20 protein-coding genes and 2 tRNA genes are annotated in these 23,351 nt (G+C 65.3%); 6 read left to right on the top strand and 16 right to left on the bottom strand.

Features of this window, described 5'->3' with window-relative positions; genetic code table 11:
• Nucleotides 1–9 precede the first annotated feature (9 nt).
• Complete coding sequence (pknB, locus tag ACFQQD_RS04320) at nucleotides 10–2,190, top strand: Stk1 family PASTA domain-containing Ser/Thr kinase (protein ID WP_378086591.1); 2,181 nt, start codon at nucleotides 10–12, stop codon at nucleotides 2,188–2,190.
• Nucleotides 2,191–2,203: 13 nt separating this feature from the next.
• Here the strand turns inward: pknB and ACFQQD_RS04325 are convergent, their stop codons facing one another.
• Nucleotides 2,204–2,872, bottom strand: a complete 669-nt coding sequence (locus ACFQQD_RS04325; protein WP_378086593.1) for an anthranilate synthase component II — start codon at nucleotides 2,870–2,872, stop codon at nucleotides 2,204–2,206.
• Nucleotides 2,873–3,046: 174 nt separating this feature from the next.
• Here ACFQQD_RS04325 and ACFQQD_RS04330 point away from each other — a divergent pair, with 174 nt between their 5' ends.
• Nucleotides 3,047–3,325 (top strand): cell division protein CrgA, encoded by a 279-nt coding sequence (locus ACFQQD_RS04330; protein WP_378086596.1) that lies wholly within the window; start codon nucleotides 3,047–3,049, stop codon nucleotides 3,323–3,325.
• Between the two features lie 222 nt (nucleotides 3,326–3,547).
• On the opposite strand, the gene ACFQQD_RS04335 is transcribed toward ACFQQD_RS04330, so the two are convergent.
• On the bottom strand, nucleotides 3,548–4,210 hold the full coding sequence (locus ACFQQD_RS04335) for a rhomboid family intramembrane serine protease (protein ID WP_378086598.1): 663 nt from the start codon (nucleotides 4,208–4,210) through the stop codon (nucleotides 3,548–3,550).
• A 318-nt stretch (nucleotides 4,211–4,528) separates the two neighbouring features.
• A complete protein-coding gene (locus ACFQQD_RS04340) occupies nucleotides 4,529–5,074 on the bottom strand; it encodes a peptidylprolyl isomerase (RefSeq protein WP_378086600.1) in 546 nt (181 codons plus the stop codon).
• Nucleotides 5,075–5,272: 198 nt separating this feature from the next.
• Here ACFQQD_RS04340 and ACFQQD_RS04345 point away from each other — a divergent pair, with 198 nt between their 5' ends.
• Nucleotides 5,273–6,151 carry a hypothetical protein gene (locus ACFQQD_RS04345; protein WP_378086602.1) on the top strand — a complete coding sequence of 293 codons (879 nt, stop codon included), beginning with the start codon at nucleotides 5,273–5,275 and terminating at the stop codon, nucleotides 6,149–6,151.
• Between the two features lie 578 nt (nucleotides 6,152–6,729).
• Here the strand turns inward: ACFQQD_RS04345 and ACFQQD_RS04350 are convergent.
• Together ACFQQD_RS04350 and ACFQQD_RS04355 are read right to left on the bottom strand one after the other, a co-directional pair.
• A complete protein-coding gene (locus ACFQQD_RS04350) occupies nucleotides 6,730–7,044 on the bottom strand; it encodes a hypothetical protein (RefSeq protein ID WP_378086604.1) in 315 nt (104 codons plus the stop codon).
• A gap of 425 nt (nucleotides 7,045–7,469) precedes the next feature.
• Nucleotides 7,470–8,018, bottom strand: coding sequence for a TetR family transcriptional regulator (locus ACFQQD_RS04355; RefSeq protein WP_378086606.1), 549 nt, complete (start codon nucleotides 8,016–8,018; stop codon nucleotides 7,470–7,472).
• Between the two features lie 118 nt (nucleotides 8,019–8,136).
• On the opposite strand from ACFQQD_RS04355, the gene ACFQQD_RS04360 reads away from it, so the two are divergent.
• Both ACFQQD_RS04360 and ACFQQD_RS04365 read left to right on the top strand, forming a co-directional pair.
• Entirely contained in the window at nucleotides 8,137–9,303 is a 1,167-nt protein-coding gene (locus tag ACFQQD_RS04360) for an FAD-dependent oxidoreductase (RefSeq protein WP_378086608.1), read from the top strand.
• Nucleotides 9,300–10,079, top strand: a complete 780-nt coding sequence (locus ACFQQD_RS04365) for a hypothetical protein (RefSeq protein ID WP_378086610.1) — start codon at nucleotides 9,300–9,302, stop codon at nucleotides 10,077–10,079. Before ACFQQD_RS04360 ends, ACFQQD_RS04365 begins: the two co-directional genes overlap by 4 nt.
• Here ACFQQD_RS04365 and ACFQQD_RS04370 read toward each other — a convergent pair.
• On the bottom strand, nucleotides 10,018–10,722 hold the full coding sequence (locus ACFQQD_RS04370; protein ID WP_378086612.1) for a class I SAM-dependent methyltransferase: 705 nt from the start codon (nucleotides 10,720–10,722) through the stop codon (nucleotides 10,018–10,020). The two genes, ACFQQD_RS04365 and ACFQQD_RS04370, sit on opposite strands and share 62 nt — an antisense overlap.
• Nucleotides 10,723–10,825: 103 nt before the next feature.
• Here ACFQQD_RS04370 and ACFQQD_RS04375 point away from each other — a divergent pair, with 103 nt between their 5' ends.
• Entirely contained in the window at nucleotides 10,826–11,416 is a 591-nt protein-coding gene (locus ACFQQD_RS04375) for a helix-turn-helix domain-containing protein (protein ID WP_378086614.1), read from the top strand.
• 281 nt (nucleotides 11,417–11,697) lie between these two features.
• Here the strand turns inward: ACFQQD_RS04375 and ACFQQD_RS04380 are convergent.
• The 10 genes from ACFQQD_RS04380 to dnaA all read right to left on the bottom strand — a co-directional run bounded on the left by ACFQQD_RS04380 (nucleotide 11,698) and on the right by dnaA (nucleotide 23,006).
• Nucleotides 11,698–11,773: transfer RNA gene (locus ACFQQD_RS04380), tRNA-Ala, on the bottom strand.
• A gap of 9 nt (nucleotides 11,774–11,782) precedes the next feature.
• Complete coding sequence (locus ACFQQD_RS04385; RefSeq protein WP_378086616.1) at nucleotides 11,783–11,950, bottom strand: hypothetical protein; 168 nt, start codon at nucleotides 11,948–11,950, stop codon at nucleotides 11,783–11,785.
• 44 nt (nucleotides 11,951–11,994) lie between these two features.
• Nucleotides 11,995–12,068, bottom strand: a tRNA-Ile gene (locus ACFQQD_RS04390).
• Between the two features lie 81 nt (nucleotides 12,069–12,149).
• Entirely contained in the window at nucleotides 12,150–12,692 is a 543-nt protein-coding gene (locus ACFQQD_RS04395; RefSeq protein ID WP_378086618.1) for a DUF3566 domain-containing protein, read from the bottom strand.
• Nucleotides 12,692–15,322, bottom strand: coding sequence for a DNA gyrase subunit A (gene gyrA / locus ACFQQD_RS04400; protein ID WP_378087509.1), 2,631 nt, complete (start codon nucleotides 15,320–15,322; stop codon nucleotides 12,692–12,694). The genes ACFQQD_RS04395 and gyrA overlap by 1 nt, the downstream gene beginning before the upstream one ends.
• A 239-nt stretch (nucleotides 15,323–15,561) precedes the next feature.
• A complete protein-coding gene (gyrB, locus tag ACFQQD_RS04405) occupies nucleotides 15,562–17,763 on the bottom strand; it encodes a DNA topoisomerase (ATP-hydrolyzing) subunit B (RefSeq protein WP_378087511.1) in 2,202 nt (733 codons plus the stop codon).
• A 277-nt stretch (nucleotides 17,764–18,040) separates the two neighbouring features.
• Nucleotides 18,041–18,634 (bottom strand): DUF721 domain-containing protein, encoded by a 594-nt coding sequence (locus ACFQQD_RS04410; RefSeq protein ID WP_378086621.1) that lies wholly within the window; start codon nucleotides 18,632–18,634, stop codon nucleotides 18,041–18,043.
• The gene (gene recF, locus ACFQQD_RS04415) at nucleotides 18,631–19,806 is read right to left on the bottom strand and encodes a DNA replication/repair protein RecF (protein ID WP_378086623.1); all 1,176 of its coding nucleotides are present in this window, start codon (nucleotides 19,804–19,806) and stop codon (nucleotides 18,631–18,633) included. The genes ACFQQD_RS04410 and recF overlap by 4 nt, the downstream gene beginning before the upstream one ends.
• A 22-nt stretch (nucleotides 19,807–19,828) precedes the next feature.
• The gene (dnaN, locus tag ACFQQD_RS04420; protein WP_378086625.1) at nucleotides 19,829–20,959 is read right to left on the bottom strand and encodes a DNA polymerase III subunit beta; all 1,131 of its coding nucleotides are present in this window, start codon (nucleotides 20,957–20,959) and stop codon (nucleotides 19,829–19,831) included.
• Between the two features lie 604 nt (nucleotides 20,960–21,563).
• Nucleotides 21,564–23,006: a chromosomal replication initiator protein DnaA gene (dnaA, locus tag ACFQQD_RS04425; protein ID WP_378086627.1), complete on the bottom strand. Its 1,443-nt coding sequence runs from the start codon at nucleotides 23,004–23,006 to the stop codon at nucleotides 21,564–21,566.
• Nucleotides 23,007–23,351 lie beyond the last annotated feature (345 nt).

Genomic DNA, 23,351 nt, shown 5'->3' on the forward strand with positions numbered 1-23,351 from the left:
CGAACGACAGTGCCACATCAACGCTTCCTCAACGGCCGGTACGAGGTCGGTGACCTCATCGGCCGGGGCGGCATGGCCGATGTGTTCCAGGGTCGCGACCTGAGGCTTGGCCGCAAGGTGGCCATCAAGATGATGCGTCCGGACCTGGCCCGCGACCCGCAGTTCCAGTCCAGGTTCCGGCGCGAGGCTCAGTCGTCGGCGGCGCTGAATCATCCCAACATCGTCTCGGTCTACGACGAGGGCGAAGAGCGCTTCGAGGATGGTGCCTACCAAGGGGTGTCCTGTCCCTTCATGGTGATGGAGTTCCTGGACGGCCAGACTCTGCGAGAGCTGCTGCGCCGCGAGGAGATCACCGTGGATCAGGCGGTCGAGTGGACCTCCGGGATCCTGGCCGCGCTGAACTACAGCCATGAGGAAGGCATCGTTCACCGGGATATCAAGCCCGCCAACATCATGGTCACCCGCTCCGGCGCGGTGAAGGTCATGGACTTCGGCATCGCCCGCGCGCTGTCCGATTCGGCTGCGACAATGACCCAGACCCAGGCCGTCGTCGGGACCGCGCAGTATCTTTCTCCGGAACAGGCGCGGGGCGAAACCGTGGATTCCCGGTCGGATCTGTACTCGGCGGGTTGTGTGCTGTTCGAGCTGTTGACCGGGCGTCCGCCGTTCGTCGGTGATTCGCCGGTGGCCGTGGCCTACCAACACGTCCGCGAGGAGCCGCCGGTTCCCTCCACGTTGAACCCCCAGGTCTCACCCGCGCTGGACTCGGTGGTGACCCACTCCCTGGCCAAGGACAAGACCGATCGCTTCCAATCCGGTCTGGAGTTCCGTGCCGCTCTGGTCCGGGCGCTGGAGAATCCCGACGCCGGCTACGCCCCCGGTGCCGCGGGCTCCGGTGGCGCTGGTGGACGAGTCGCCGGCGCCACGGGACTCGCCGCCGGTGCCGCCGCGGTGGACGTGATGCGGGAGGGGCACCCCAACGACCAGCATGACCAACAAGACCAGTACGACTACGAGGGCAAGACAGAGGCGATGTCTGCCGTGGGTCCCACAGTGGACGAGTCCACCCGGGCGATGCCCGCCGTCGGGAATGGTTCCGATCCCGGGCAGTCCTCAGCCGGAACGGCCACCGCGCCCCCTCGTACGGCGTCCACCGCCTCCAGCCCGGCGGTAGCGCGCGAGGACACGGGAGACCCGCTGTATTTCAGCGACCAGCCCCCGGGCGGGGCCCCACCCCGGCGCCGTCGACGGCATCGGGTCTGGATTCCGATCCTCGTGGTGATTCTGGCCCTGGGCGCCGTGGCCGGCGGCTGGTTCCTGATGGACGAACTGAGTCGGCGCAACCTCGAGGCCAACCAGGTGCAGGTGCCCGAGGTGGCGAACATGTCACAGATCGAGGCCCAGAATGCGCTGACCTCAGCCGAACTGCGGCCGATCCTCGAAGAAGTGCATGATGACGACGTGCCCCGGGAACAGGCCGTGGGGACCGAACCGAGTGCCGGCTCGACCGTACAGAAGGACCAAGAGATCACGCTGTTGATCTCCCAGGGCCCCGAGCAGGTCGAGATCCCCGAGGATCTGGCGGGTCAGTCTGAGGCCACGGCCAGAGACGCTCTGGAAGGTCTGGGGCTGACGATCTCCTCTGTACGGTACGTGCCGTCCTCCGATGTGCCTCGGGATCGACTCGTGGGCACCTCTCCAGAACTCGGGGCCACCGTGAAGTCCGGGTCGTCGGTCGAGTTGCAGATGTCTTCCGGGATGGTCGAGGTCCCCGATCTGGTGGGTCTGACCCAGGAGGAGGCGCGTCAAGAGCTCGACGCGCTCGGCCTGCGCATGACGGTCTCCGAGGTGGAGCGGGACGAATCCGTCGTCGAACCAGGAACCGTGGTGTCTCAGGAACAGGGCGAAGACACTGAGGTGCCCCAGGACTCCTCGGTCTCCGTGGAAGTGGCCGCGGCCCCGCCGCCGGAGTCGCCGTCGCCGTCCTCCTCGGCCCCCTCCTCCACGCCGGCCAGCGAATCTCCGAGCCCGACGCCCACGGGGACTGACTCCTCGTCCTCCAGCGGATCACCCTCGCCGTCCGAGAGCACTAGTGACACCCCCGGAGCCGCTCCCCCGACCGGGCCGGCCGACAACCGTGGACGCGGCGGCGAGCGGGGCGGCGGCGGGCGAGGTGGCAACGGAGGCTGACCGCCGAGTGTGATCAGCTCATGACGGGCGAGAGCGTGTCAGCACGCTCGGCGGCGCCGGTCAGGCCCAGTGATTCCAGCCAGTTCCCCAGCATGCGGTAGCCGCCCTCCGTCAGGACGGACTCGGGGTGGAACTGCACGCCCCACAGCGGGGCGCTCCGGTGGGCCACGCCCATGACGATCCCACCCTCGGTCTGCGCGGTGATCTCGAGCTCGGCCGGCACGGTGGACCGAACGGCCGCCAGCGAGTGATAGCGGGTGGCCGTGAACAACTCCGGCACCCCGGCGAACATCGGATGGTTCCCGTGCGTGACGCGGGAGGCCTTGCCGTGCATCAGTTCGTCCGCGTGAGTCACGGAGGCCCCATAGGCCTCAGAGATGGCCTGATGCCCCAGGCAGACTCCATACAGCGGCTTGGCCTGTTCGGCGGCCCACTGCACCATGTCGATACAGACACCGGCCTCCGCCGGAGTGCCGGGTCCCGGAGACAACAGGACGCCGTCCCGCGTCGAGGCGAGCTCGGTGGCCTCCTCGAGGCTGACCGCGTCATTGCGGACCACGAGAGTCTCAGCGCCGAGTTCGCGGAGGTAGCCGACGAGGGTGTAGACGAAGCTGTCGTAGTTATCCACCACCAGGATGCGGGTGGCAGGCGCCGTGCCGGTGGATGCGGCCGCGGTGGTCATGAGCAAGGTCCCTACATGGATTCGATGAAAGAGGTGAATGAGTGTATCGGGGCGGTCCGCCGGTGTGCACAACCGCGCCACTAGACTGACCCCGAATACTGCTGTCTTCAGCAGGATACGCCGGTACCGTCCACGGTGCGGCGACGTGACCGATCGACCGAGAGCAGGATCCCCGTGCCCGAGTCCAAATCCCGCAAGACCGGCAAGAAACCCCAGAAGGGACCGCGCGCCGAACGCTCCGCGGCCCTGCGCGGTGAGGAACACGAACCGGGCCCGTTGCCGACCTGGTACAAGGTCATCATGTTCGGCCTGATGATCGTCGGTCTGCTGTGGATCATCGCCTACTACCTCACGATGGGTGTGGCCCCGATCCCGCAGGCCGGGGGGTGGAACATTGGCATCGGGTTCGGCATCGCGTGCATCGGCTTCCTGATGACGACCCGCTGGCGCTAACCCCTCAGCCTCCGGTTCGCATCTGGCGGTCGAAAGTGCCCCAACACGCCCGGGAATTCGCGCCAAACCGGGGCACTTTCGACCGCCAGATCTGAAATGACACGGTTGTGATTCATCCACACTGTGGATAAGCCCTGTGGATAACCAGCGGAAAATCACAACCGTGTCATTCAATCCACATCGGTGGATAACCCTGTGGAAAACTCGCGGGTCCCGGACTATCTATCCCCGCTCGAGCATGTGCTGCATCAGCACCGACTGGGACAGTCGCAGGGAACCGGCCACGGTCAACAGCACGAGAACCGCGAGGATCCCGCCCATGGCCAACCAGGGAAGTCCGGTACGACCCTTTCTCCACACCGGGATGTAGGTCATCGCAGCAGCACACAGCGCCCCGGTCACCAGCCCACCGATGTGCCCCTGCCAGGAGATGTTCGCTCCGGGCAGGAACGAGATGACCAGGTTCACGCCGATGAGGACCGCGATCGAACTCACGTTTCCGCCCCGGCGGCGCATGACGATGAACAATGCGGCGAACAGTCCGTAGACGGCCCCGGACGCACCGACCACCGGTACGAACGGGTCTGAGAGCCACAGCACCGCGACGGCGCCGCCGAAGGCGGAGATCAGATAGAGGGCCAGGTACTGCCCCCAGCCGAGCACCGGTTCCAGGATCCTGCCCATGAGCCACAGCGTGTACAGGTTCAGCACGATGTGCAGCGGGTTGGCCGGGGAATGCAGGAACGCCGAGGTGATCATCCGCCACGGCTCCATGTACTCCGCGGAAGTGTGCAATCCGGCGTACTGGAACATCTCCGTGACGCCCAAGCGCTGGCCCGAGGTGATCCACTGCAGCGCGTACATCACCACGCACAGCGCGATCATCGTCCAGGTCACCCACGGCTGGCCGACCCGACGTCGCGTGACAGTGCGGCCTTGGGACATCGCCGCGGACGGCGCTGCCCACAGTCCCGGCTGGGCCGGCTGCCCAGATTGGCTGGTCTGACTGTGCGGCGTCCGCCCGGCGGCGCAGTCAACACAATGCACCCCGACGGCGGCCGGCCGTTGGCATTCCGGGCACGCCGGACGGCCGCACCGCTGACATCTGATGAAGGAAGGGCGGTCCGGATGACGGGGACAGACCGGCAACTGCCGGCCCGCCCCGTCGTCCGGACCGCCCGGGGTCTGCTGGGACAACGAGACTCAGGCTTCCTTGATCTGAATGGACTCGATGGCGACGTCCTCCAGGGGCTTGTCACGGCCATCGGTGGGCACCGAGTTCAGGCTGTCCACGACCTGCTGGGAGGCCTCGTCCTTCACCTCGCCGAAGATGGTGTGCTTGCCCTGCAGCCACGTGGTGGGAGTCGTGGTGATGAAGAACTGGGAGCCGTTGGTTCCCTGGCCGTTCTGGATCCCGGCATTGGCCATGGCCAACTTGTAGGGGGTGGTGAAATCCAGGTCCGGGTTGATCTCGTCATCGAACTGGTAGCCGGGCCCGCCGAATCCCTGGCCGAGCGGGTCGCCACCCTGGATCATGAAGTCCTTGATGATGCGGTGGAAAATGGTCCCGTTGTACAGCGGCGTTCCCTGGTGGGTCTCGCCGGTCTGGGGGTGGGTCCACTCGCGCTCGCCCGTGGCCAGGCCGACGAAGTTCTTCACCGTCTTCGGGGCATGGTTCCCGTAGAGCTCGACGACGATGTCGCCGGCGGTGGTCTTGATAGTGGCGGTATGGGTTGCAATGGCAGTCATGCAGGCCATTGTTCCATCTGCGCCCCGTTCCGGCTCCGGCACGGCCGAAGCGGCTCCTGGACTTCGCCGAGGGCCGAATCCGCGCGGTCCACTGCCACGATGCCTCCGCGGCTGAGACCCCTTAGGCTGTAGGCAGGACCGGCGGACCGGTGGGTTGCCGGCACATCTAGTGCACAACCGCACGTCATGGAGGTTCAGATGAGCAAGAAGACAACTGTCCCGACCATCGATACCCGGCTCCCTGCCGGAGTCGATCAAGCGGCACATTGGGTGGCACCGAAGGTCGAAGCCGCGCTGGCATGGGCAGAGCGTGGTCTGGGAGAGGGCAAAGTCCGTGGCAAGAGCGTCCGCGGTAAGACCTCCAAGCAGGTCGCCGGGGCTGTGGAGAAACTCAGCCCTCAGGTGAAGGCGGGATTGGCTCAGGCCAGCACGACTCTGTCCGGCACGATGGACAAGGTCTCTCCGCAGGTGCAGGCCCAGCTAGACCGGATGGCTCCGTACCTGGAAGGTGCCCGCGGCAAGGTGGAAACCCAGTACCTGCCGGCCACTTCGGCCCGTTTGGCCGGCGTCGCTGGTCAGGCGTCCAGGCTCGCCCACTCGGCCAAGGTTTCCCCGGCCGTGGAGAACGCCCTGGTGAACCTGACCGGTGACAAGAAGGCCGTCAAGAAGCTGCGCAAGGCGGCCGAGGAGTACTCCAAGAACGCCGAGAAGCAGTTCAAGAAGCAGGCGAAGAAGGGCAAGAAGAGCGGCAAGGGCTGGCTCGTCGCCGGCATCGTCGTGGCCGCCGGTGCCGCCGCCGTCGCGGTCTGGCAGCTGACCAAGCCCGTGGAGGATCCGTGGAAGACCCCCGCTCCGGCCCCGTTGCCGAAGCAGGACGGCGCCGCTGCTGCTGCTCCGGCCGGTACCGATCCGGACCTGGCCACCCGGAATGCTGCACAGCCCACCGCGTCAGCAAACACAGCAGGCACATCTTCCAGCGCTGCAACGACCGCACCGAGCGCGGTCGCCGGCAACGCCACGGTGGACACCGCGGAGGAGAAGGTGGACGGCGTGCCCGCGCCGAAGTCCGCCGAGTAAGCAGCCGAACGAGCGGACGGCCGCAGAACCCCGGACCTCCGGGCCGAAAACTTCTGACGGCGTCGCTCCTCGACCTTGATGGCCTCCGGTCTCCCCAGACCGGAGGCCATCTTTGTGTCAGCGGGCTCCGTCGGCCGGCTACTCCACCGTGTCCTGAATGCTCCGCAGTCGGTACTTCTCTCGCTGTCCGTAAGCGACCTGGCGCACCGATTCATCAGACTCGAAACTGGAACCGACGGCGCCGGCAAGGACGCCCATCGTCGATAATCCCAGGCCAGCGCGAGGTAGGTGCCGAAGTTCGCCGGGTGCATCAGGGTTTCTTTCAAGAGATCCACCGGAACCAGGAACCACGCGACGCCGAGGTTCAGCACGAACAGGGTGGCGTACAGAATGCCCACGCCGATGGTCACCGTCACCAGGGTCGAGACGTTGTACAGACCTGCCAGTCGGCGGAACTTTCGGCTGCGATCCTTCACTCGTTCCCACAATCCGTGAGACGTGATCAACCAGATGACCAAGATCATCACGGCGAGAAAGCCGGCTACCCACCGTCGCTCCGGGGAGAGCATGTCGCCGATCTACCAGATGGTGGTGGAGGAAAGACCGAAGGCACTCGTCGCCACGGCTGCCGCCATGGCGCTGGACAGTCCCAGCCCCACATCCCACGGCCGGTTCGCTCGGACCATTCCCATCACCAACAGGGGCCATGCCAGCACTGGATGGTTGGTGTAGCGCGTGCCTAGGGCTCCGGCGTCCTTGACCTCGGCCCCGTAGATGTGGTTCTCCGTCGCCTCGATGATCTCCGGGTCCTCCAAGAGTTCGCCCACCATGCGAGTCGCCACCCGCCGCAAGCGGCATTGCATGACCGGGCCCAGCGTAGGCATGGAGATCACGGCCACTCCACGCCCGCGATGGCACTGGGCTATGGCCGGTCGATCCTGGAGCAACAGTGGCAGATCGGTGACGCACAGGGCATAACGCCATTGCCGCGACCTCCGGATCTCATCAGAGATCTCCACCAGCTGGTCGATGTTGTCTGCGTCGGTGGAGCGTGGGTCGGTCGCTAGGTCTACGCGTCACTCCTCCCCAGTACGCTCGTTCACCAGTGAGCGAGCCTGGTACTCAAGCGCCGGCCGGCCTGGGTCGGTGTGTCCGGGTCGGTGTGTCCGGGTCCAGAATGATCCCGATGACGGGCTCCGCGTGCTCCGCAATCATCCCCTGCTGCTCCTTGTTCCTCGTTCTTCGCATCGCGACGACTCATGCGGGGCCCCGGGTCTCACGACCACCGTTCCCGACGAAAAACAGGCTTCCCCGCCCCTTACCGGCTCAAATATCGTTGCAGCGTGGGACCCACCAGGTCGATGATCTGCTCGCGACTCATCTGCACGACCGGTGGCAAGTCCAGGGTGTACCGACACAGGGCAAGGCCGAGCACCTGCGTGGCAATGAGGCCGGCGCGCAGTGGCGCCTCGGACGGCTCACCGGTCAGACGTGCGACGACGGGGGTCAACTGGTCAGCGAAGACGGACCTCATGCGTTCAGCGGCGGCGGGATTGGTCGCCGCGGTGCGCAACAGAATCATCAAGAGCTCGTCACCGTCTTCCCAACGATCCACGAAGTGACCGGCCAAGGCAGCGCCCCTGTCTGCGGCCGGGATCTCTGACACCTCGGGAAGACGCAGATCCAGGTCGACCGCCTCGGCGAACAGCCCCTCCTTGGACCCGAAGTACCGCATCACCATGGAGGGGTCGATGGAGGCATCCTGGGCGATTGCGCGGATCGTCGTCCGGTCGTACCCCTCTCGCGCGAAGCGCTCGCGGGCTGCGGCTCGAATGATCGTCTTCGTCTCGGCTGATGTTCGCCTCATGGGCCACGAGTGTAGGCCAACAGTTGTTGACATGGGTCGGTCGAAGATGATTGATTGAATGCCAACACGCGTTGGCATCCTGAACCGGACCTGCATCACTGAGAGAGGAGCCGGCACCATGCTCTCCCCGTCGACCCGGGTCCTCATCGTCGGTGCCGGTCCGGTTGGTCTGACCGCCGCCATCGTCCTGCGTCAGCACGGACACGAGGTTTCGCTGGTCGACGCTCAGAACGAAGGTGCGAAGACTTCCCGCGCAGCAGTGATCCATCCGCGAACCCTGGAAGTTCTCCAACCGTACGGCGTCACGGCACAACTGGTGGAACGCGGCGTGCACACTCCGACTTTCGCTGTTCGTGACCGGGACACGCTGCTCATGCGGGTATCGTTCGCGGACCTCGCCACCGATTACCCGTACGCGCTGATGATCTCTCAAGCCGAGACCGAGGACTTCCTGCTCTCTCGCCTGAAGGAACTCGGCGGCACCGTCCTGCGCCCCCTGACCCTGGATCGGCTTGACCAGGATGCGGACGGCGTCACGGCGACCTTCGACGACGGCCAGCACATCCGGGCGGAGTACGTTCTGGGCGCGGACGGCGTGCACAGCACCGTCCGCGATCAGGCGGGGCTCGGATTCGCCGGAGGAACGTACGCCGAATCCTTCGTCCTGGCTGACGTCGTGCTGGGCGGAACGATTCCTCCCGACGAGGTCACCTTGTACTTCTCACCCGCCGGCCTCCTGGTCCTCGCGCCGCTGCCCGACGGGCGGCACCGCGTCGTCGCCACCCTCCGAGACGCACCGGCACTACCGGACGCGAGCGTGGTGCAGGACCTCCTTGACCACCGTGGGCCGGGCGAGGCCTTCACCCCGGTGGTGCACCGTGTGGTCTGGGGATCGCGCTTCCGGGTCCACCACCGCGTCGCCGAGTCTTACCGTGACGGGCGCCTTCTGTTGGCCGGGGACTCGGCCCATGTCCATTCACCGGCGGGTGGCCAGGGCATGAATCTCGGCTTCGAGGACGCCGTCGACCTCGGCGAACGACTCGCGTCGGTCTTGGAGGGCGCATCTCCCGACGCCCTGGACGCGTACTCGCATGATCGACGCCCCATCGCTCAGCGCGTCGTGCGTCTGGCGGGTCGACTCACCGCGCTGGCGACAGCGCCCGTCGCGCTTCGTCCCGTCCGCAACGCTGCACTCATCGCGGCCGGCCGAATACCCTCCGTGCAACGCAGACTCGCCCGCCAATTGGCGGGACTCGCTCGTCGTCCTGAAGGGATCTCCCGATGAAAACCGTCCACGAAAGCATGGCGGTCAAAGCCGATCTGGTGTCACCGAGTGAGGACGGGTTCGTCCTGTTGGCAGCCGAGATCGGCCCCTGGCTCGGCCCGTTGCCGCGCCGAAGCAGCCTGAGGGACACCGTCCTGGCAACGGTGCGAACCATGGCGCGCGATCTCAAGGAGTTGCCGGAGGTCAACGAGGTCACCGTCTTCCGCGCGGTGTTGCGCCCTCCGGGTGAAGGCTCAGCCGTGCTGCGCGCACGGGGGCTGCCCGCCGCACGCTATGACGTCGTCGTCCTCGTCCGTACGACGGGCGTGAGTGCTGCGAGAGAGGTCCAGAACCGCGCCGAATATCACCGGATCGTCGAGGAAATCCATCGAACCAGCAGGAGCACCTATCAACTCGTCGCCCGGAACGATGCCCGGATCGACGACGTGGACCACGGCCCGGACCACCCCTTCCTGTTCAACTACTTCTACGCCGATGACGCCGACACCGTCCGCCAAGTCTGGGAATACACGGCAGGGTGGTTTCAGGCTCGAACGAACTTGCCGAATTCGGTCCTGATGCGTCCTCTGGAGGGAGAATCCTCCAGCTACGGCCTGGTCAACCATGCCAGTTGGCCCCATTTCCGCACGTTCCTCCCCAACCTGCTGTTCCGGCCGACCTTCCGGAGCTTCGTTCTGGCCAACTTCAAGGCCAACGGCATCGCCGCTCAACCCATCATCTACCGGCGTCTCTCGTCGACCGCAGTTCCTCTCCGGCGTGACGAGCACGCACGATGACATCATGGAGGACCGTCTCCGACCCGTCCGGTGCGGTGACCCGCCGAACGTTCTCGCGTGCCGTCTGAAGCGTCCACCCGGGTGCGGCGAACAAGGCGGCAATATCAGACAGCGTGACCATCGCCTCCCGAGGATGCTCGTGCGTCCCGACGGCGGCATCATCCTGGGCATCCAGGTGCCCGACGATCAGTACGGTCCCCCCAGGAACGACCCATCCGGCGATGCGCTGATAAAAAGCCAACTGCGTAGTGGCCGGATGGGCGTAGTTCGTGACCACCAGGTCCCAGCGCAGGCCCGGGTCCCACGTCGTCAGATCGGTCTCCACCCAGGTCAGCCGATCGTCCAGACCTGCTTCGCGTTCCCTGTTGTGGGCCGTGGCGAGCGCGGAAGTGGAGATATCGGCACCCGTGACCTGCCAGCCTTGACGCGCCAGCCAGATGGCCTCGGAGCCGGTACCGCATCCGGCATCCAAGGCCGTCGCGGGTTCGAGGTCACGCGTCTCCTCCTCCACGTACGGGTGTACCGGCACATCACCCTGCATGTTTCGACGAGCCTTCGGAGCCCAATGCTCCTCCCAATAGTCGCGATCAAAAGCGTGGTGATCGTGGGGGTCTGGAGACTCGTGTTCGTGCTGGTGTTCCACAGTGGTCCTCCTGCTTTGGCGTGGTGATGTAACCAGCCTGGCACCGGTGATCCACAATGGCAACATCTATTGCCAATAAGCAATTTCGTGGCACACTGTCGGAATGGACGACACGATTGACCGTACACTCGACACCGTTGGCCAACGCCTGAAGCATCTGCGGCTTCGTCGAGAGATCACCCTGACAGATCTCGCGGGCGAGACCGGAATCTCCACCAGCACGTTGTCGCGGCTCGAAGCCGGTCTTCGGCGGCCCACCCTCGAACAGCTGCTGCCCCTGGCACGCTATTACGGCGTCACTCTAGATTCCCTCGTCGGGGCACCACAGACCGCCGATCCTCGCATCGATCTCCGGCCCATGGCCGGTAGCGGCGGTTCTGCCGTCATTCCCCTCACGCGCCGGCCCGGAGGAATCCAGGCGTACAAGTTCGTCCTGCCCCGAGGCAATGATGAGCCCGCGCCAGAGTTGCACTCCCATGAGGGTTTTGACTGGGCCTATGTCCTCAATGGCACCCTGCGGCTGATTCTCGGGGACCGAGAGTTCCTGCTCCAGCCGGGCGAGGTCGCCGAATTCGACACCCGCACCCCTCACTGGTTCGGTGCGACCAGTGCCGGACCGGTGGAGTTCCTCAGTCTGGTCGGGCGGCAGGGAGAGCGCGCCCATGTTCGAGCCACTGCGCCCCAGAAGACATAATGGCGACATGAGCGATGGCTTGGTTCCCGATAGCGCGAACAGGTCCTGGACTGGCGGCTATGAAATCTGGTCATCAACAGATACGTCTTTCGCACGGATCCTGACCAATCGCAGTCATTCTCCGTGCGAGCTGTCAGGATCGGCGCGAATATCGATAGTCCACTAGGGGTGCTTGGCGCGACCGCCTACTGAGATCCCACTCTCGGAACCACTCCGGACAACGAAAAGCCCGGACCCATCATCATGGGTCCGGGCTTTTGCCGATCTCTTCAGAGATCACCTGGTGGAGGTAAGGGGACTCGAACCCCTAACCCCCTGCTTGCAAAGCAGGTGCGCTACCAATTGCGCCATACCCCCGAGGAGTGTTCAGTTGTGTGCTGCTGCCTGGCGATCTTCCGATGAGCCTGAGCCGTCCAGGGAATCCGTGGCCGAACTCCAGACCTGCTTGCCACGCTCGTTCTCTCGCCAGGCGCGAACTCCGAGCACGGTGGCCACGCCGGTCACCAGGACGGCCAGTCGAACTACCGGCTTCATGGTGCCACCTTCCCCGGCCAGGGCCGGATGGGGAACTGCGTGGGTGGGCGTACCAAGACTTGAACTTGGGACCTCTTCGTTATCAGCGAAGCGCTCTAACCGCCTGAGCTATACGCCCTCACGTTCCGAAATGCAGCCTTCGGAACGAGAATCAACAGTACCGCAGCACTGCCGACGGTCAAAATCGGCGACGGACGACTCAGTCGTCCGTCAGCGTCACACCAATGCCACCGACCAAGGTGGAGGAGACGTTGTACAGCACTGCTGCCAACATGCTTAAGGCGGTCAGCAGCACCACATTCACGACAGCGATGATGGTCGCGAACGACGCCACCTGCCCCAGCGAGATCAACTGTTGAACCGTGAACGATCCACCCTCCGAGCCCAGCACCTGAGCCAGGAGATCATTGACCTGATCGAAGATGCCGGTGAGGTCCATGACCGTCCACAGCACCACAGCACCCACCACGGTCACGATGCCCAGGGCCACCGAGAGCAGGAAGGCCATCTTCAGAACGGACCACGGGTCGATCTTGGAGACCAGCAGGCGAGCCTTGCGAACCTTCGCCTTGGGAGCCGGGCGGACCAGCCCCTGCTGCTGAGCCGACTGCCTGGACCCCGACCCAGAACGGCCCGACCCGGAGCGGGGGGCGTTCTGCGGACGCTGGCCCGAGGGGCGCTGGCCAGCCGGACGCTGGCTCGGGCGTTGCCCCGCCGGCCGCGGCGTTCCCGATGTACTCACTACTGTCCTCCGTCAATCTCCGCGTCCGGGTCGGCTTCGCCCGTCGTGGATTCGGTGGCGACCACGGTGTTGTCGTCGCCCTGCTCGCTGGCAGGAGCGACCGTATCAGAGTCCAAGGGTACTTCACCGGCACCCGGCTCTTCCTCGGCCTCTCCGGAGACTCCGCCATTGAGATGCTTCTCATTGTTCAGGGTCACGGCGATGATCCGGTCGCCCCGGTCCGGCTTGGCGAAGATCACGCCCATGGTGTTCCGGCCGCGGGCGGGAACACCGCTCACCGCCGAACGGATCACCTTGCCGGAGTTCATGACCACCAGCACCTCGTCGTCCTCGTCCACCACGAGACCACCGGTGAGCTCACCGCGATCCTCCACGATGTTGCCCACCTTGATGCCGAGTCCACCACGATTCTGCAGGCGGTACTCATTCACCGACGAACGCTTGGCGTAGCCGCCTTCCGTGACGATGAAGACGAACGAATCCGGACGAACGACGTCGACGGTCAGCAGCTCGTCACCGCGGCGGAACTTCATGCCGGTGACCCCGGATGTGGCACGGCCCATCGGGCGCAGTGCCTCATTGCTGGCATTGAAGCGCAGCGACTGACCGTCCTTGGAGATCAGGATCAGGTCGTCTTCCTCCGAGACCAGCTTGGCTGAGACCACCTCGTCGCCCTCACGCAGCTTGATGGCGATCACGCCGGCCGTGCGGTTGGTGTCGTAGTCGGCCAGCAGCGTCTTTTTGACCAGCCCGGACCGCGTGGCGAGCACCAGATACGGAGCTCGCCCGTAATCGGCCAAAGGCAGCACCTGGGCGATATGCTCGTCCGGCTGGAACGCCATCAGGTTGGCCACGTGCTGGCCCTTCGCGTCCCGGCTGGCCTCGAGCAGCTCGTAGGTCTTGATTCGATACACCCGGCCGAGGTTCGTGAAGAACAGGATCCAGTGGTGGGTCGACGTGGTGAAGAAGTGGTCCACCACGTCGTCATCCCGCAAGGTGGCCCCGCGAATGCCCTTGCCACCGCGGTTCTGGGCCCGGTAGTTGTCAATTCTCGTGCGCTTGACGTACCCGCCGCGAGTGATGGTGACGACCATTTCCTCTTCGGGAATGAGGTCTTCCATGGACATGTCACCGTCGTAGCCGTACTGGATCTCCGTACGGCGCTCGTCGCCGTACTTCGCCCCGATCTCAGCCAGTTCAGTGGAGACCACCTCGCGCTGGCGCGCCGGTGAGGCCAGAATCTCGTTGTACTCGGCGATCTTGGCCTGCAGTTCGTCGTACTCGTCCTGAATTCCCTGGCGCTCCAAGGCGGCGAGTTGGCGCAACTGCATATTGAGGATGGCCCTGGCCTGGTCATCGTCGATGTCCAGCAGGGTCTTCAGCGATTCCCGGGCGGCATCGGCACTGGCGGAGGCCCGGATCGTGGCGATGACCTCGTCGAGCATGTCCAGGGCCTTGAGCAGCCCCAGCAAGATGTGGGCCCGTTCCTCCGCCTTGCGCTTGCGGAACTCGGTCCGCCGGACGATGACCTCGATCTGGTGCATCACCCAGTGGTGCACGAAGCCGTCCAGTGAGAGGGTGCGCGGAACGCCGTCCACCAGGGCGAGCATGTTGGCGGAGAAGTTCTCCTGCAGCTGGGTGTGCTTGTACAGGTTGTTGAGCACCACCTTGGCCACGGCATCCCGCTTGAGGACGATGACGAGCCGCTGGCCGGTGCGACCGGAGGTTTCGTCGCGCATGTCCGCGATTCCGGTGAGCTTGCCGTCACGGACCATCTCCGCGATCTTGGCCGCGAGGTTGTCCGGGTTGGCCATGTAGGGCAATTCCGTGACCACCAGGCAGGTCCGGCCTTGGATCTCCTCAACGTTGACGACCGCGCGCATGGCAATGGACCCGCGGCCGGTGCGGTAGGCGTCCTCGATGCCCTTCCGCCCCAGGATCTGGGCGCCCGAGGGGAAGTCCGGGCCCTTGATGCGCTGCATCAGGGCCGCGAGAAGTTCCTCACGGGAGGCTTCGGGGTGCTCCAGGTACCACTGCACGCCGTCGATGACCTCGCGCATGTTGTGCGGAGGGATATTCGTGGCCATACCCACGGCGATCCCGGAGGAGCCGTTGACCAGCAGGTTCGGGAACCTCGCCGGCATCACGGTCGGTTCCTGCTGCTTGCCGTCGTAGTTGTCCTGGAAGTCCACCGTGTCTTCCTGGATGTCCCGGACCATCTCCATGGCCAGCGGGGCCATCTTGGTCTCGGTGTACCTCTGGGCGGCGGCGCCGTCGTTGCCGGGCGAACCGAAGTTTCCCTGCCCCAGGGCCAGCGGATAACGCATGACCCAGTCCTGAATCAGGCGGACCAGGGCGTCGTAGATCGCCGAGTCGCCGTGCGGATGGTAATTGCCCATCACCTCGCCGACCACACGCGCCGACTTGTTGAACGAGCGGTCGGGGCGGTAGCCGCCGTCGAACATTCCGTACAGCACCCGGCGATGCACCGGCTTGAGGCCGTCCCGAACGTCCGGGAGGGCACGGCCCACGATGACGGCCATGGCGTAGTCGAGATAGGACCGCTTCATCTCGGTCTGCAGATCGACTCGTTCGACCTTGTCGTGATCGCTCAGCGGTGGCGCGAGCACGGCCGCTCCCTCCTCGGGGGTCAGGGAGCCGCCGTCGGGAGCCGCCGTTTCCGGTGGGTTCTCGGCCGGGCCAGCACCGTCCTGGTTCTCAGGGTTCTCGGGGCTGTCAGGGTTCTGCTCGTCGGTCACGCGCCTCGTCCTCGGATCTCGTCAGTGTGGGGCCGGTGGCCTGGTCCGGGGGCCGACGGAATCGATTCCATCCGCCCGGTGGCCTGTGGGGTGTGCAATGTGGCAGCGGGCTAGATGTCCAGGAAGCGGACGTCCTTGGCGTTCTGCTGAATGAATGAACGCCGGGACTCAACGTCCTCGCCCATCAGCATGGAGAAGATCTCGTCCGCGGCGGCGGCATCCTCCATGGTCACCTGCAGCAGAGTGCGGTGCTCGGGGTCCATGGTGGTGTCCCACAGCTCCTGGTAGTCCATCTCGCCCAGGCCCTTGTACCGCTGCACCCCGTTGTCCTTGGGATAACGCCATCCCTTGGCGTGACCCGCGACGATCGCCGCGTCCCGTTCTTCGTCCGAGAACACGTAGTCGTGCGGGGCGTTGGACCACTTGATGCGGTAGAGCGGTGGCTGCGCCAGGAAGACGAAGCCATGCTCGATCAGGGGGCGCATGTAGCGGAACAACACCGTCAACAGGAGCGTCGTGATGTGCTGGCCGTCCACGTCGGCATCGGCCATCAGCACGATCTTGTGATAGCGCAGCTTGGTGATGTCGAACTCTTCGCCGATGCCCGTGCCGAAGGCCGTGATCATCGACTGGATCTCGGCATTGGACAGCGCGCGGTCCAGACGGGCGCGCTCCACATTGAGGATCTTCCCGCGCAACGGCAGGATCGCCTGCGTGGCAGGGTTGCGGCCCTGCTTGGCCGAACCACCCGCGGAATCGCCCTCCACGATGTAAACCTCGCACTCGACCGGGTTCTTCGAGGAGCAGTCGGCGAGCTTGCCGGGCATGCCGAAGGACTCCAGGGGAGATTTCCGCCGGGCGTTGTCCCGGGCCTTGCGAGCGGCCAGACGCGCCTGGGACGCCAGCTGTGCTTTCCGGACGATGTCCTTGGCCGGCCCGGGGTTGCGTTCCAGCCAGTCCCCGAGCTGGTCCGAGACGATCTTCTGAATGAAGCCCTTCGCCTCGGAGTTGCCCAGCTTGGTCTTGGTCTGGCCCTCGAACTGCGGTTCGGAGAGCTTGATCGACAGCACCGCGGTGAGCCCCTCGCGGACGTCGTCGCCCGAGAGGTTGTCGTCCTTTGCCCGCAGCAATTCCTTGTCCCGCGCATACCGGTTGACCAGAGAGGTCAACGCGGCGCGGAAGCCCTCCTCGTGCGTGCCGCCCTCATGGGTGTTGATCGTATTGGCATAGGTGTGGACGGACTCGGAGTACGCCGTGGTCCACTGCATCGCCACTTCGGCCGCCATCTTGCGCTCGACGTCCTCGGTCTCGAAGGCGATGACGTCCGCATGGACCATCTCGACCTTCTTGCCCGAGTTCAAGTGCTCGACGTAGTCCAGCAGCCCGTTGTCATACTTGTAGTCGACCGTCCGGCCCTTCGGGGGCTCCAGGTCCTGCCCGATGACGTCCGGCTTGGCTTCGGGCGCCGACTCGGGGCGCACCTCCGTGCCGGCTTCTGCGCCGTCAAGGTCCTCGGCGTCCACAACGGCTTCAGCGCCCTCGGCCGCGCCGCCCTCCGCGCCACCGACGATCTCGTCCTGCTGGATCTCGTTGGTCTCAATGGAACGCTCATCGGTCAGCGTGATGCGCAGTCCCTTGTTGAGGAAAGCCATCTGCTGGAAACGGGCGCGCAGCGTCTCGAAGTCGAACTCGACAGTGTCGAAGATCGCCGGGTCTGGATAGAAGACCTGCGTGGTGCCGGTCTCGTCGGTCTCCCCGGCGCGGACCAGCTCTCCCTGGGGCACACCGCCGTCGGCGAAGCTCATCCGCCACACGCTGCCCTGGCGGCGGACCTCGGTCTCCACTCGCCGGGACAGCGCGTTGACCACGGAGATCCCGACGCCGTGCAGGCCGCCGGACACGGCGTACCCGCCGCCACCGAACTTGCCGCCGGCGTGCAGGATGGTCATGACGACCTCGACGGTGGGCCGGCCCTCCGTGGGGTGCATGTCCACCGGAATGCCGCGGCCGTTGTCCTGGACGCGGACGCCGCCATCGGCCTGCAGCGTGACGTGGATGGTGTCGCAGTACCCGGCCAGGGCCTCGTCCACGGAGTTGTCCACCACTTCGTACACCAAGTGATGCAACCCGCGAGGACCAGTGGAGCCGATGTACATGCCAGGACGCTTGCGCACCGCCTCCAGGCCCTCCAGGACCGTGATGTCTCCCGCGCCGTAGGCGTGCTCCACCTTGCGCGTGGCTTCGGTGATGCGAGTGGGCTGGGCCGATTCGGCGGAGCCCGACTCCTGCGCCTCGAGTCCCTCGGATTCCACGGGTGTCTCTGTGGAGGCGGTTTCCTGCGGAGTGCCGCTCGGGTCAGTGCCGTTGTTCTCTTCGGCCACGGGCGTCTACGGCTCCTCGGTTCGGGGACTGGGTGGGCACTCCCATCCTACCCCCGAGAAGGGCTCGCTGAGCTCACCAAGGGGCGTGCCGGGCCTTAAACAGGTCCGGAGCGGAACAGAATCGGCCTTCTTCATGACCCAGACCTACGACGCCCGGTACCGGACCGCCCGCCGGGGTGTGAGTTCGTCAAATCGCCGTTGACGGATTCTAGCCATACGTGTCTCGGGGTCCTCGGCCCTTCACCACTCGCGGTCCGCGTCGCCACGACGGAGCGGTGGGTCCGGCGACCCGCAGGCTGGTCACAATGCCTGGCCCCAGTGCCTTTTCGAACTGCTGGAGCAAAGCGGGCGTGAGCAGACGGAGCTGGGTGGCCCAGGCCGTGGAGTCACAGCGGACGGTCACCACCGTGTTCTCGAAGCTCTCCGGTCGGCAGTGCACGGCAATGTCCGCTCCGACCAACTCGTCCCACCGAGACAGCACGGACCCGACGGCGACCGGTGACGACCAGCCCCGTTCGGCCACCAGTCGCCCGAAGACATCCCCCACCATCCGCGGATCCCGTGCATCCGGTCCACCGGGAGCACGACGCCGGCCCCTTCCGGTTCCGCCGTCGCGGCGCTCTGCTCCGGAGCCGCCTGGTCCGCCGGCAGCAGGACGACGACGGCGCACCTCGCCCCTCGCTTCGGCTGCCTGACGTACCCGGTTCAGGGCCACGATGGCCGCATCCGGTTCGTCGTCCACCCCGTCCGGCGACGGCTCTCGCTCCGGAACTGGAGCGTCCGGGGTCTCCTCGGGACTCACTGCGCCGATCCGTCCTCCGGCGGGTGGAGCTGGCTGTCCCCATCGCCCAGTGTCACGCGGATGCGCGGACCCGCCAGCTCAGCGGGAACATCCTCCGCGACGGCGGCCGTCACCAGAAGCTGCTCGGCGCCGGCCGTCAGCCCGGCCAGCCTGCTGCGTCGATCGGCGTCGAGCTCGGCGAACACGTCGTCCAGCACCAGGAGCGGACGGGCATCCGGGTCGGGGTCATCCGCCACGAGCACCTGATAGCTGGCCAGCTTCAGCGCCAAGGCCATGGACCAGGTCTCCCCGTGCGAGGCGAACCCCTTGGCGGGAGCCGGGCCGAGCGTCAGTGCCAGGTCGTCACGGTGCGGTCCGGCCAGGGTCACCGCCCGATCGCGTTCCTGCTTCTGGTTCACGGTGAGTTGTTCCAGCAGCGCATCGTGCAACGCGCCGACGTCGGGCACCTCTCGATGCTGGCCACCGGCCAGCGGGACCGTGGACTCATAGCTGAACCCAGCCGTTTTGCGGCTTTCGGCCAAGGCCGTGTACGCCTCCGTCAGGGGCTGGGCCAGCATCTGCAACACGTGCAGACGGCCGTTGAGCAGGCGGGCGCCGGCTCGGGACAGATGCTCATCCCACACAGCCAGGGTGTGCCCGTGCTCCTCGGTCCATCGTCCGGACAACTTCGCATTCTTCAACAGGGCGTTGCGCTGGCGCAGCACACGTTCGTAGTCGCCTCGCGCGTCGCCGAGGGCCGGACGCAGTTGGACGAGCAAGTCGTCCAGAAAACGACGCCGGCCGGACGGATCCCCTGTGACCAGGGCCAAGTCCTCGGGAGCGAAGAGCACGGACCGCAGTAGACCGAGAGCCTCGCGGGCCCGTTGGGGAGCACCTCGGTTGATCGCGGCCCGGTTGGCCTTTCCGGGATTGATCTCCATCTCCAGCGCCACGGCCCGATCGCCCCGGTGAATGCGGCCTCGAATGATGGCCTGCTGCGCACCGAAGCGCACCAGCGGAGTGTCGTTGGGGACGCGGTGAGAGTCCTGCGTGGCCAAGTACCCCACGGCTTCGACGATGTTGGTCTTGCCGACTCCGTTGGACCCCACGAGGACATTGGGTCCAGTCTCCAGGGCCAGATCAGCCTGGCTGTAGGAACGGTATTGGGTCAGAGACAGGTGGGACAGATGCACTGACGCTCGCCACCGGACCGGATCAGTTGGCCAGGCGCACCGGCATGACGAGGTACCGGTAATCGTCCTGTCCAGGTGCGTCGGGTTCCTGCTGGGCCGTCATCAAAGCGGGTTTCGGAGCCGTGGTGAAGGAGAACCGAACGAAGGGAGCATCGATGACATTGAGGCCCTCGGCCAGATACGACGGGTTGAAAGCCACCGTGATGTCGTCGCCCTCGAGGGTCGAATCCAGGGACTCGTTGGCCGAGGCGTCGTCCCCGGCGCCGGCATCCAGGGTGACCTGCCCGTCGGTGAAGACCATCCGCACCGCGGTGTTGCGCTCCGCCACCAGGGCGACGCGTTTGACGGCTTCCACCAATGGTCCCGCGGGAACAGCGGCGTGGATGGGGCTCGACTCGGGGAACAGGGCGCGGATCTTCGGATACTCGCCGTCCACGAGCAGACTCGTGGTGCGGCGACCTCCGGAAGAGAATCCAACGAGGTCGGAGTTCGTCGAATCCCTGGGCAGGCGCAGTTCGAGGTCACCGCCGCCGGCCAGCGACTTGGCCACCTCAGTGAGGGTCTTCGCCTTGACCAGCAAGGACGTGGAGATCGACGGGTCGGCCGGGGACCAGTTCAGTTCCTTCATCGCCAGGCGGTACCGGTCGGTGGCCAGGAACGTGATGCGGTCGCCTTCGATCTCCAGCTTCACGGCCGTGAGGATCGGCAGAGTGTCGTCCTTCGAGGCGGCGACCGTCACCTGAGCGACGGCATGGGCGAAGGCGTCACCGTCGATGGTTCCGGCGGCCTCCGGCATCTCCGGCAGTGAGGGGTAGTCCTCGACCGGCATGGTTGACAAGGCGAAACGCGAGTTGCGGCAGGTGAGGACGACCTTGGATCCGTCGGTCTCCACGGTGACCGGCGCGGCCGGGAGGGAGCGGACGATGTCGTTGAGCAGGCGTCCCGAGACCAGGATCGTTCCGGGAGTCTCGATGTTCGCTTCGATCTCGAGTTGGGCCGAGGTCTCGTAGTCGAAACTGGCGATCGACAGGAGATTGTCCTCGGCGGTCAGGAGAAGACCGGAGAGCACCGGTACCGGCGGGCGAGGGGACAACGAGCGTGCGGTCCAGGAGACGGCGTCCGTCAGGATGTCTCGCTCAACGGTGAACTTCACAGAAGTATCCGCCTTTCTCAGGACGGCAGGTTTCGGACTTCATCGGGACACCCCCGCCGGGTATCCGTCGAACACGTGGGTCGCCGCGTGCTGTGTCAGCCTACCGTGACTCGCCGAGGGTGCGAATGTTCGATTTTTGGCGGGGAATGTGATTCGGAGGGGGTCGTCGAGCTGGAGTGGGGACGGGGATCGGGGAAGGTTGACTGTTCTTGGGATTCTTTCTTAACAGGGGTGAGTAGTGTTAATAAGTCCTGTGGATACTGTGGACAACCGCATCCTTCGGTTCATCGGCGGGCTTCTGCCTGTGGACCTGACGGTGGACGGTTCTCGTCATGGCTGTGCACGGATGCTGAACAACTTTTGAGGCTCGATCCGCGAATTCACAGGGGAAGGGCATGTTGTCCAGAGGCAAAGCGAAGTCCTCCACTTAACCGTCCACAGGATTGTCCACAGCTGTGGGTTGGCCTGCGAAGCCGGGTCAGCGCGGCCTGTGGATAACTGTGGACGACTGTGGATGAGTAGCTGAGGCGACCGCTCGTTGCGGCGTTCAGGGTGTGGACGGACCTTCGCGTTAAGGCTGAAGCCGGAGTCGTCGCACCAGGCGCTAGCGTGCCCGCTGTTGCTGCTTGATGCGGTTGGTGAGTTCGGTGACCTGGTTGTAGATCGTTCGACGCTCGGCCATCAGTTCACGGATCTTGCGGTCCGCGTGGATCACCGTGGTGTGATCGCGTCCGCCGAGCTCCGCACCGATCTTCGGCAAGGACATCTCCGTGAGCTCGCGCAACAGGTACATGGCGATCTGGCGGGCCGTGACCAGCGTGCGTGTGCGGGACTTGGAGGTCAGTTCCTCCAGCGTGAGGTTGAAGTAAGCGGACGTCTCGTTGAGGATCGTCGGGGCCGTGATCTCGTGCGCGTCCTCGTGAGTGATCAGGTCGCGAAGCACCTGCTCGGCCAGCTGCACGCCTACCGGCTGCTTGTTCAGTGAGGCGAAGGCCGTCACTCGGATCAGGGCGCCCTCCAACTCCCGAATATTGGTGGAGATGTTCGAGCCGATGTACTCCAGCACCTCCGGCGGAGCCGTCAGACCCTCTGCTTCGGCCTTCTTGCGAAGAATGGCGATGCGCGTCTCCAGGTCCGGTGGCTGGATGTCGGTGATCAACCCCCACTCGAACCGGGACCTGAGGCGCTCTTCGAAGCCGGAGAGCTGTTTGGGCGGGAGATCGGAGGTGATCACGACCTGCTTGTTGTTGTTGTACAGCGTGTTGAAGGTGTGGAAGAACTCTTCGACGGTCGCTTCCTTGTCCGCGAGGAACTGGATGTCGTCGATGAGCAGAATGTCCACGTTGCGGTAGACCTGCTTGAAGCTGGCGCCCTCGTCGTGGCGAATCGAATTGATGAAGTCGTTGGTGAACTCCTCGGAGTTCACGTACCTGACCCGCAGCCCCGGGTAGAGATGCCGGGCATAGTGGCCGATCGCGTGGAGCAGGTGAGTTTTGCCCAGACCCGACTCACCGTAGATGAACAAAGGGTTGTAGGCCTTCGCCGGTGCCTCGGCCACCGCGTTCGCCGCGGCGTGGGCGAACCGGTTCGAGGAACCGATAACGAAAGTCTCGAAGTGGTAGCGGGGGTTGAGGCGACTCGTCTCATCCGAGGTCGAGGGCGGGCCGGGAGCGGGCATCGTCGGCGCGGGGCGCACGGGCGACGGAGCCGACTGCGCGTGCCGCACCTCTCGGCCGGGCGGAGCGGCGGCCGGCCTCGGCGGATCCTCGGTCATCGGGGCCACGAGCGTTGAGTCGATGGAATAGGCACACAGGATCTCACTGCGGAAGACATCGCTGAGCGCTTCGGCCAGAGAGTCCCTGAGCTGAGTCTGCAGAACTTCCCGCGTCATCTCGTTGGGAACAGCCAGCAACAACGTGCTGCCGATCAGGCCCTGGGGCTGGGCCAGACCCACGTGGCCCAGCTGACGCGGAGTGACCCGGTCATCCTCTTCGAGAGTACGGACCACCTTGCGCCACGAACTGCTGACTGCCTCATCTGCAACCATGGATGATGGGGTCCTTCCTATCGGCGTGGCGGCCGTCTGTGCCGGACTCCGAGTCTAACGGCCATCCACAGAGTTATTCACAGGCCGTGGATAACTCCGCGTCGGGGATTTGACGCTGAGGCCGCAGCCTCCGTAAACTTGATTGGTCCCCGCGGGGCTGTTTAACCCTGTGCTGAAACGGGCGGTCCATCGGTGGATCGGTCACCAGTGCAGGCGGCCAGCGGACGCAACACTGTCTCTGCTGTCGTCAGAGCGTGTCCGGCGGGGAGGTCCTAATCAAAGCGTCTACCGGTTCTTCCCCTAGGTACAACGGGTCCGGGCGCATACACACGTTGTGGAGAAATC

The organism is Citricoccus sp. GCM10030269 (assembly GCF_042665635.1).
In the GTDB taxonomy this organism is placed as follows: Bacteria; Actinomycetota; Actinomycetes; order Actinomycetales; family Micrococcaceae; genus Citricoccus.

Bases quoted from the DNA above. Each gene is read 5' to 3' on its own strand.
- ACFQQD_RS04365 (WP_378086610.1), top strand. From the start codon at position 9,300: ATGAAAACCGTCCACGAAAGCATGGCGGTCAAAGCCGATCTGGTGTCA.
- ACFQQD_RS04375 (WP_378086614.1), top strand. From the start codon at position 10,826: ATGGACGACACGATTGACCGTACACTCGACACCGTTGGCCAACGCCTG.
- ACFQQD_RS04345 (WP_378086602.1), top strand. From the start codon at position 5,273: ATGAGCAAGAAGACAACTGTCCCGACCATCGATACCCGGCTCCCTGCC.
- ACFQQD_RS04325 (WP_378086593.1), bottom strand. From the start codon at position 2,872: ATGACCACCGCGGCCGCATCCACCGGCACGGCGCCTGCCACCCGCATC.
- ACFQQD_RS04355 (WP_378086606.1), bottom strand. From the start codon at position 8,018: ATGAGGCGAACATCAGCCGAGACGAAGACGATCATTCGAGCCGCAGCC.
- ACFQQD_RS04335 (WP_378086598.1), bottom strand. From the start codon at position 4,210: ATGATCGCGCTGTGCGTGGTGATGTACGCGCTGCAGTGGATCACCTCG.
- ACFQQD_RS04385 (WP_378086616.1), bottom strand. From the start codon at position 11,950: ATGAAGCCGGTAGTTCGACTGGCCGTCCTGGTGACCGGCGTGGCCACC.
- ACFQQD_RS04340 (WP_378086600.1), bottom strand. From the start codon at position 5,074: ATGACTGCCATTGCAACCCATACCGCCACTATCAAGACCACCGCCGGC.
- ACFQQD_RS04360 (WP_378086608.1), top strand. From the start codon at position 8,137: ATGCTCTCCCCGTCGACCCGGGTCCTCATCGTCGGTGCCGGTCCGGTT.
- dnaA (WP_378086627.1), bottom strand. From the start codon at position 23,006: ATGGTTGCAGATGAGGCAGTCAGCAGTTCGTGGCGCAAGGTGGTCCGT.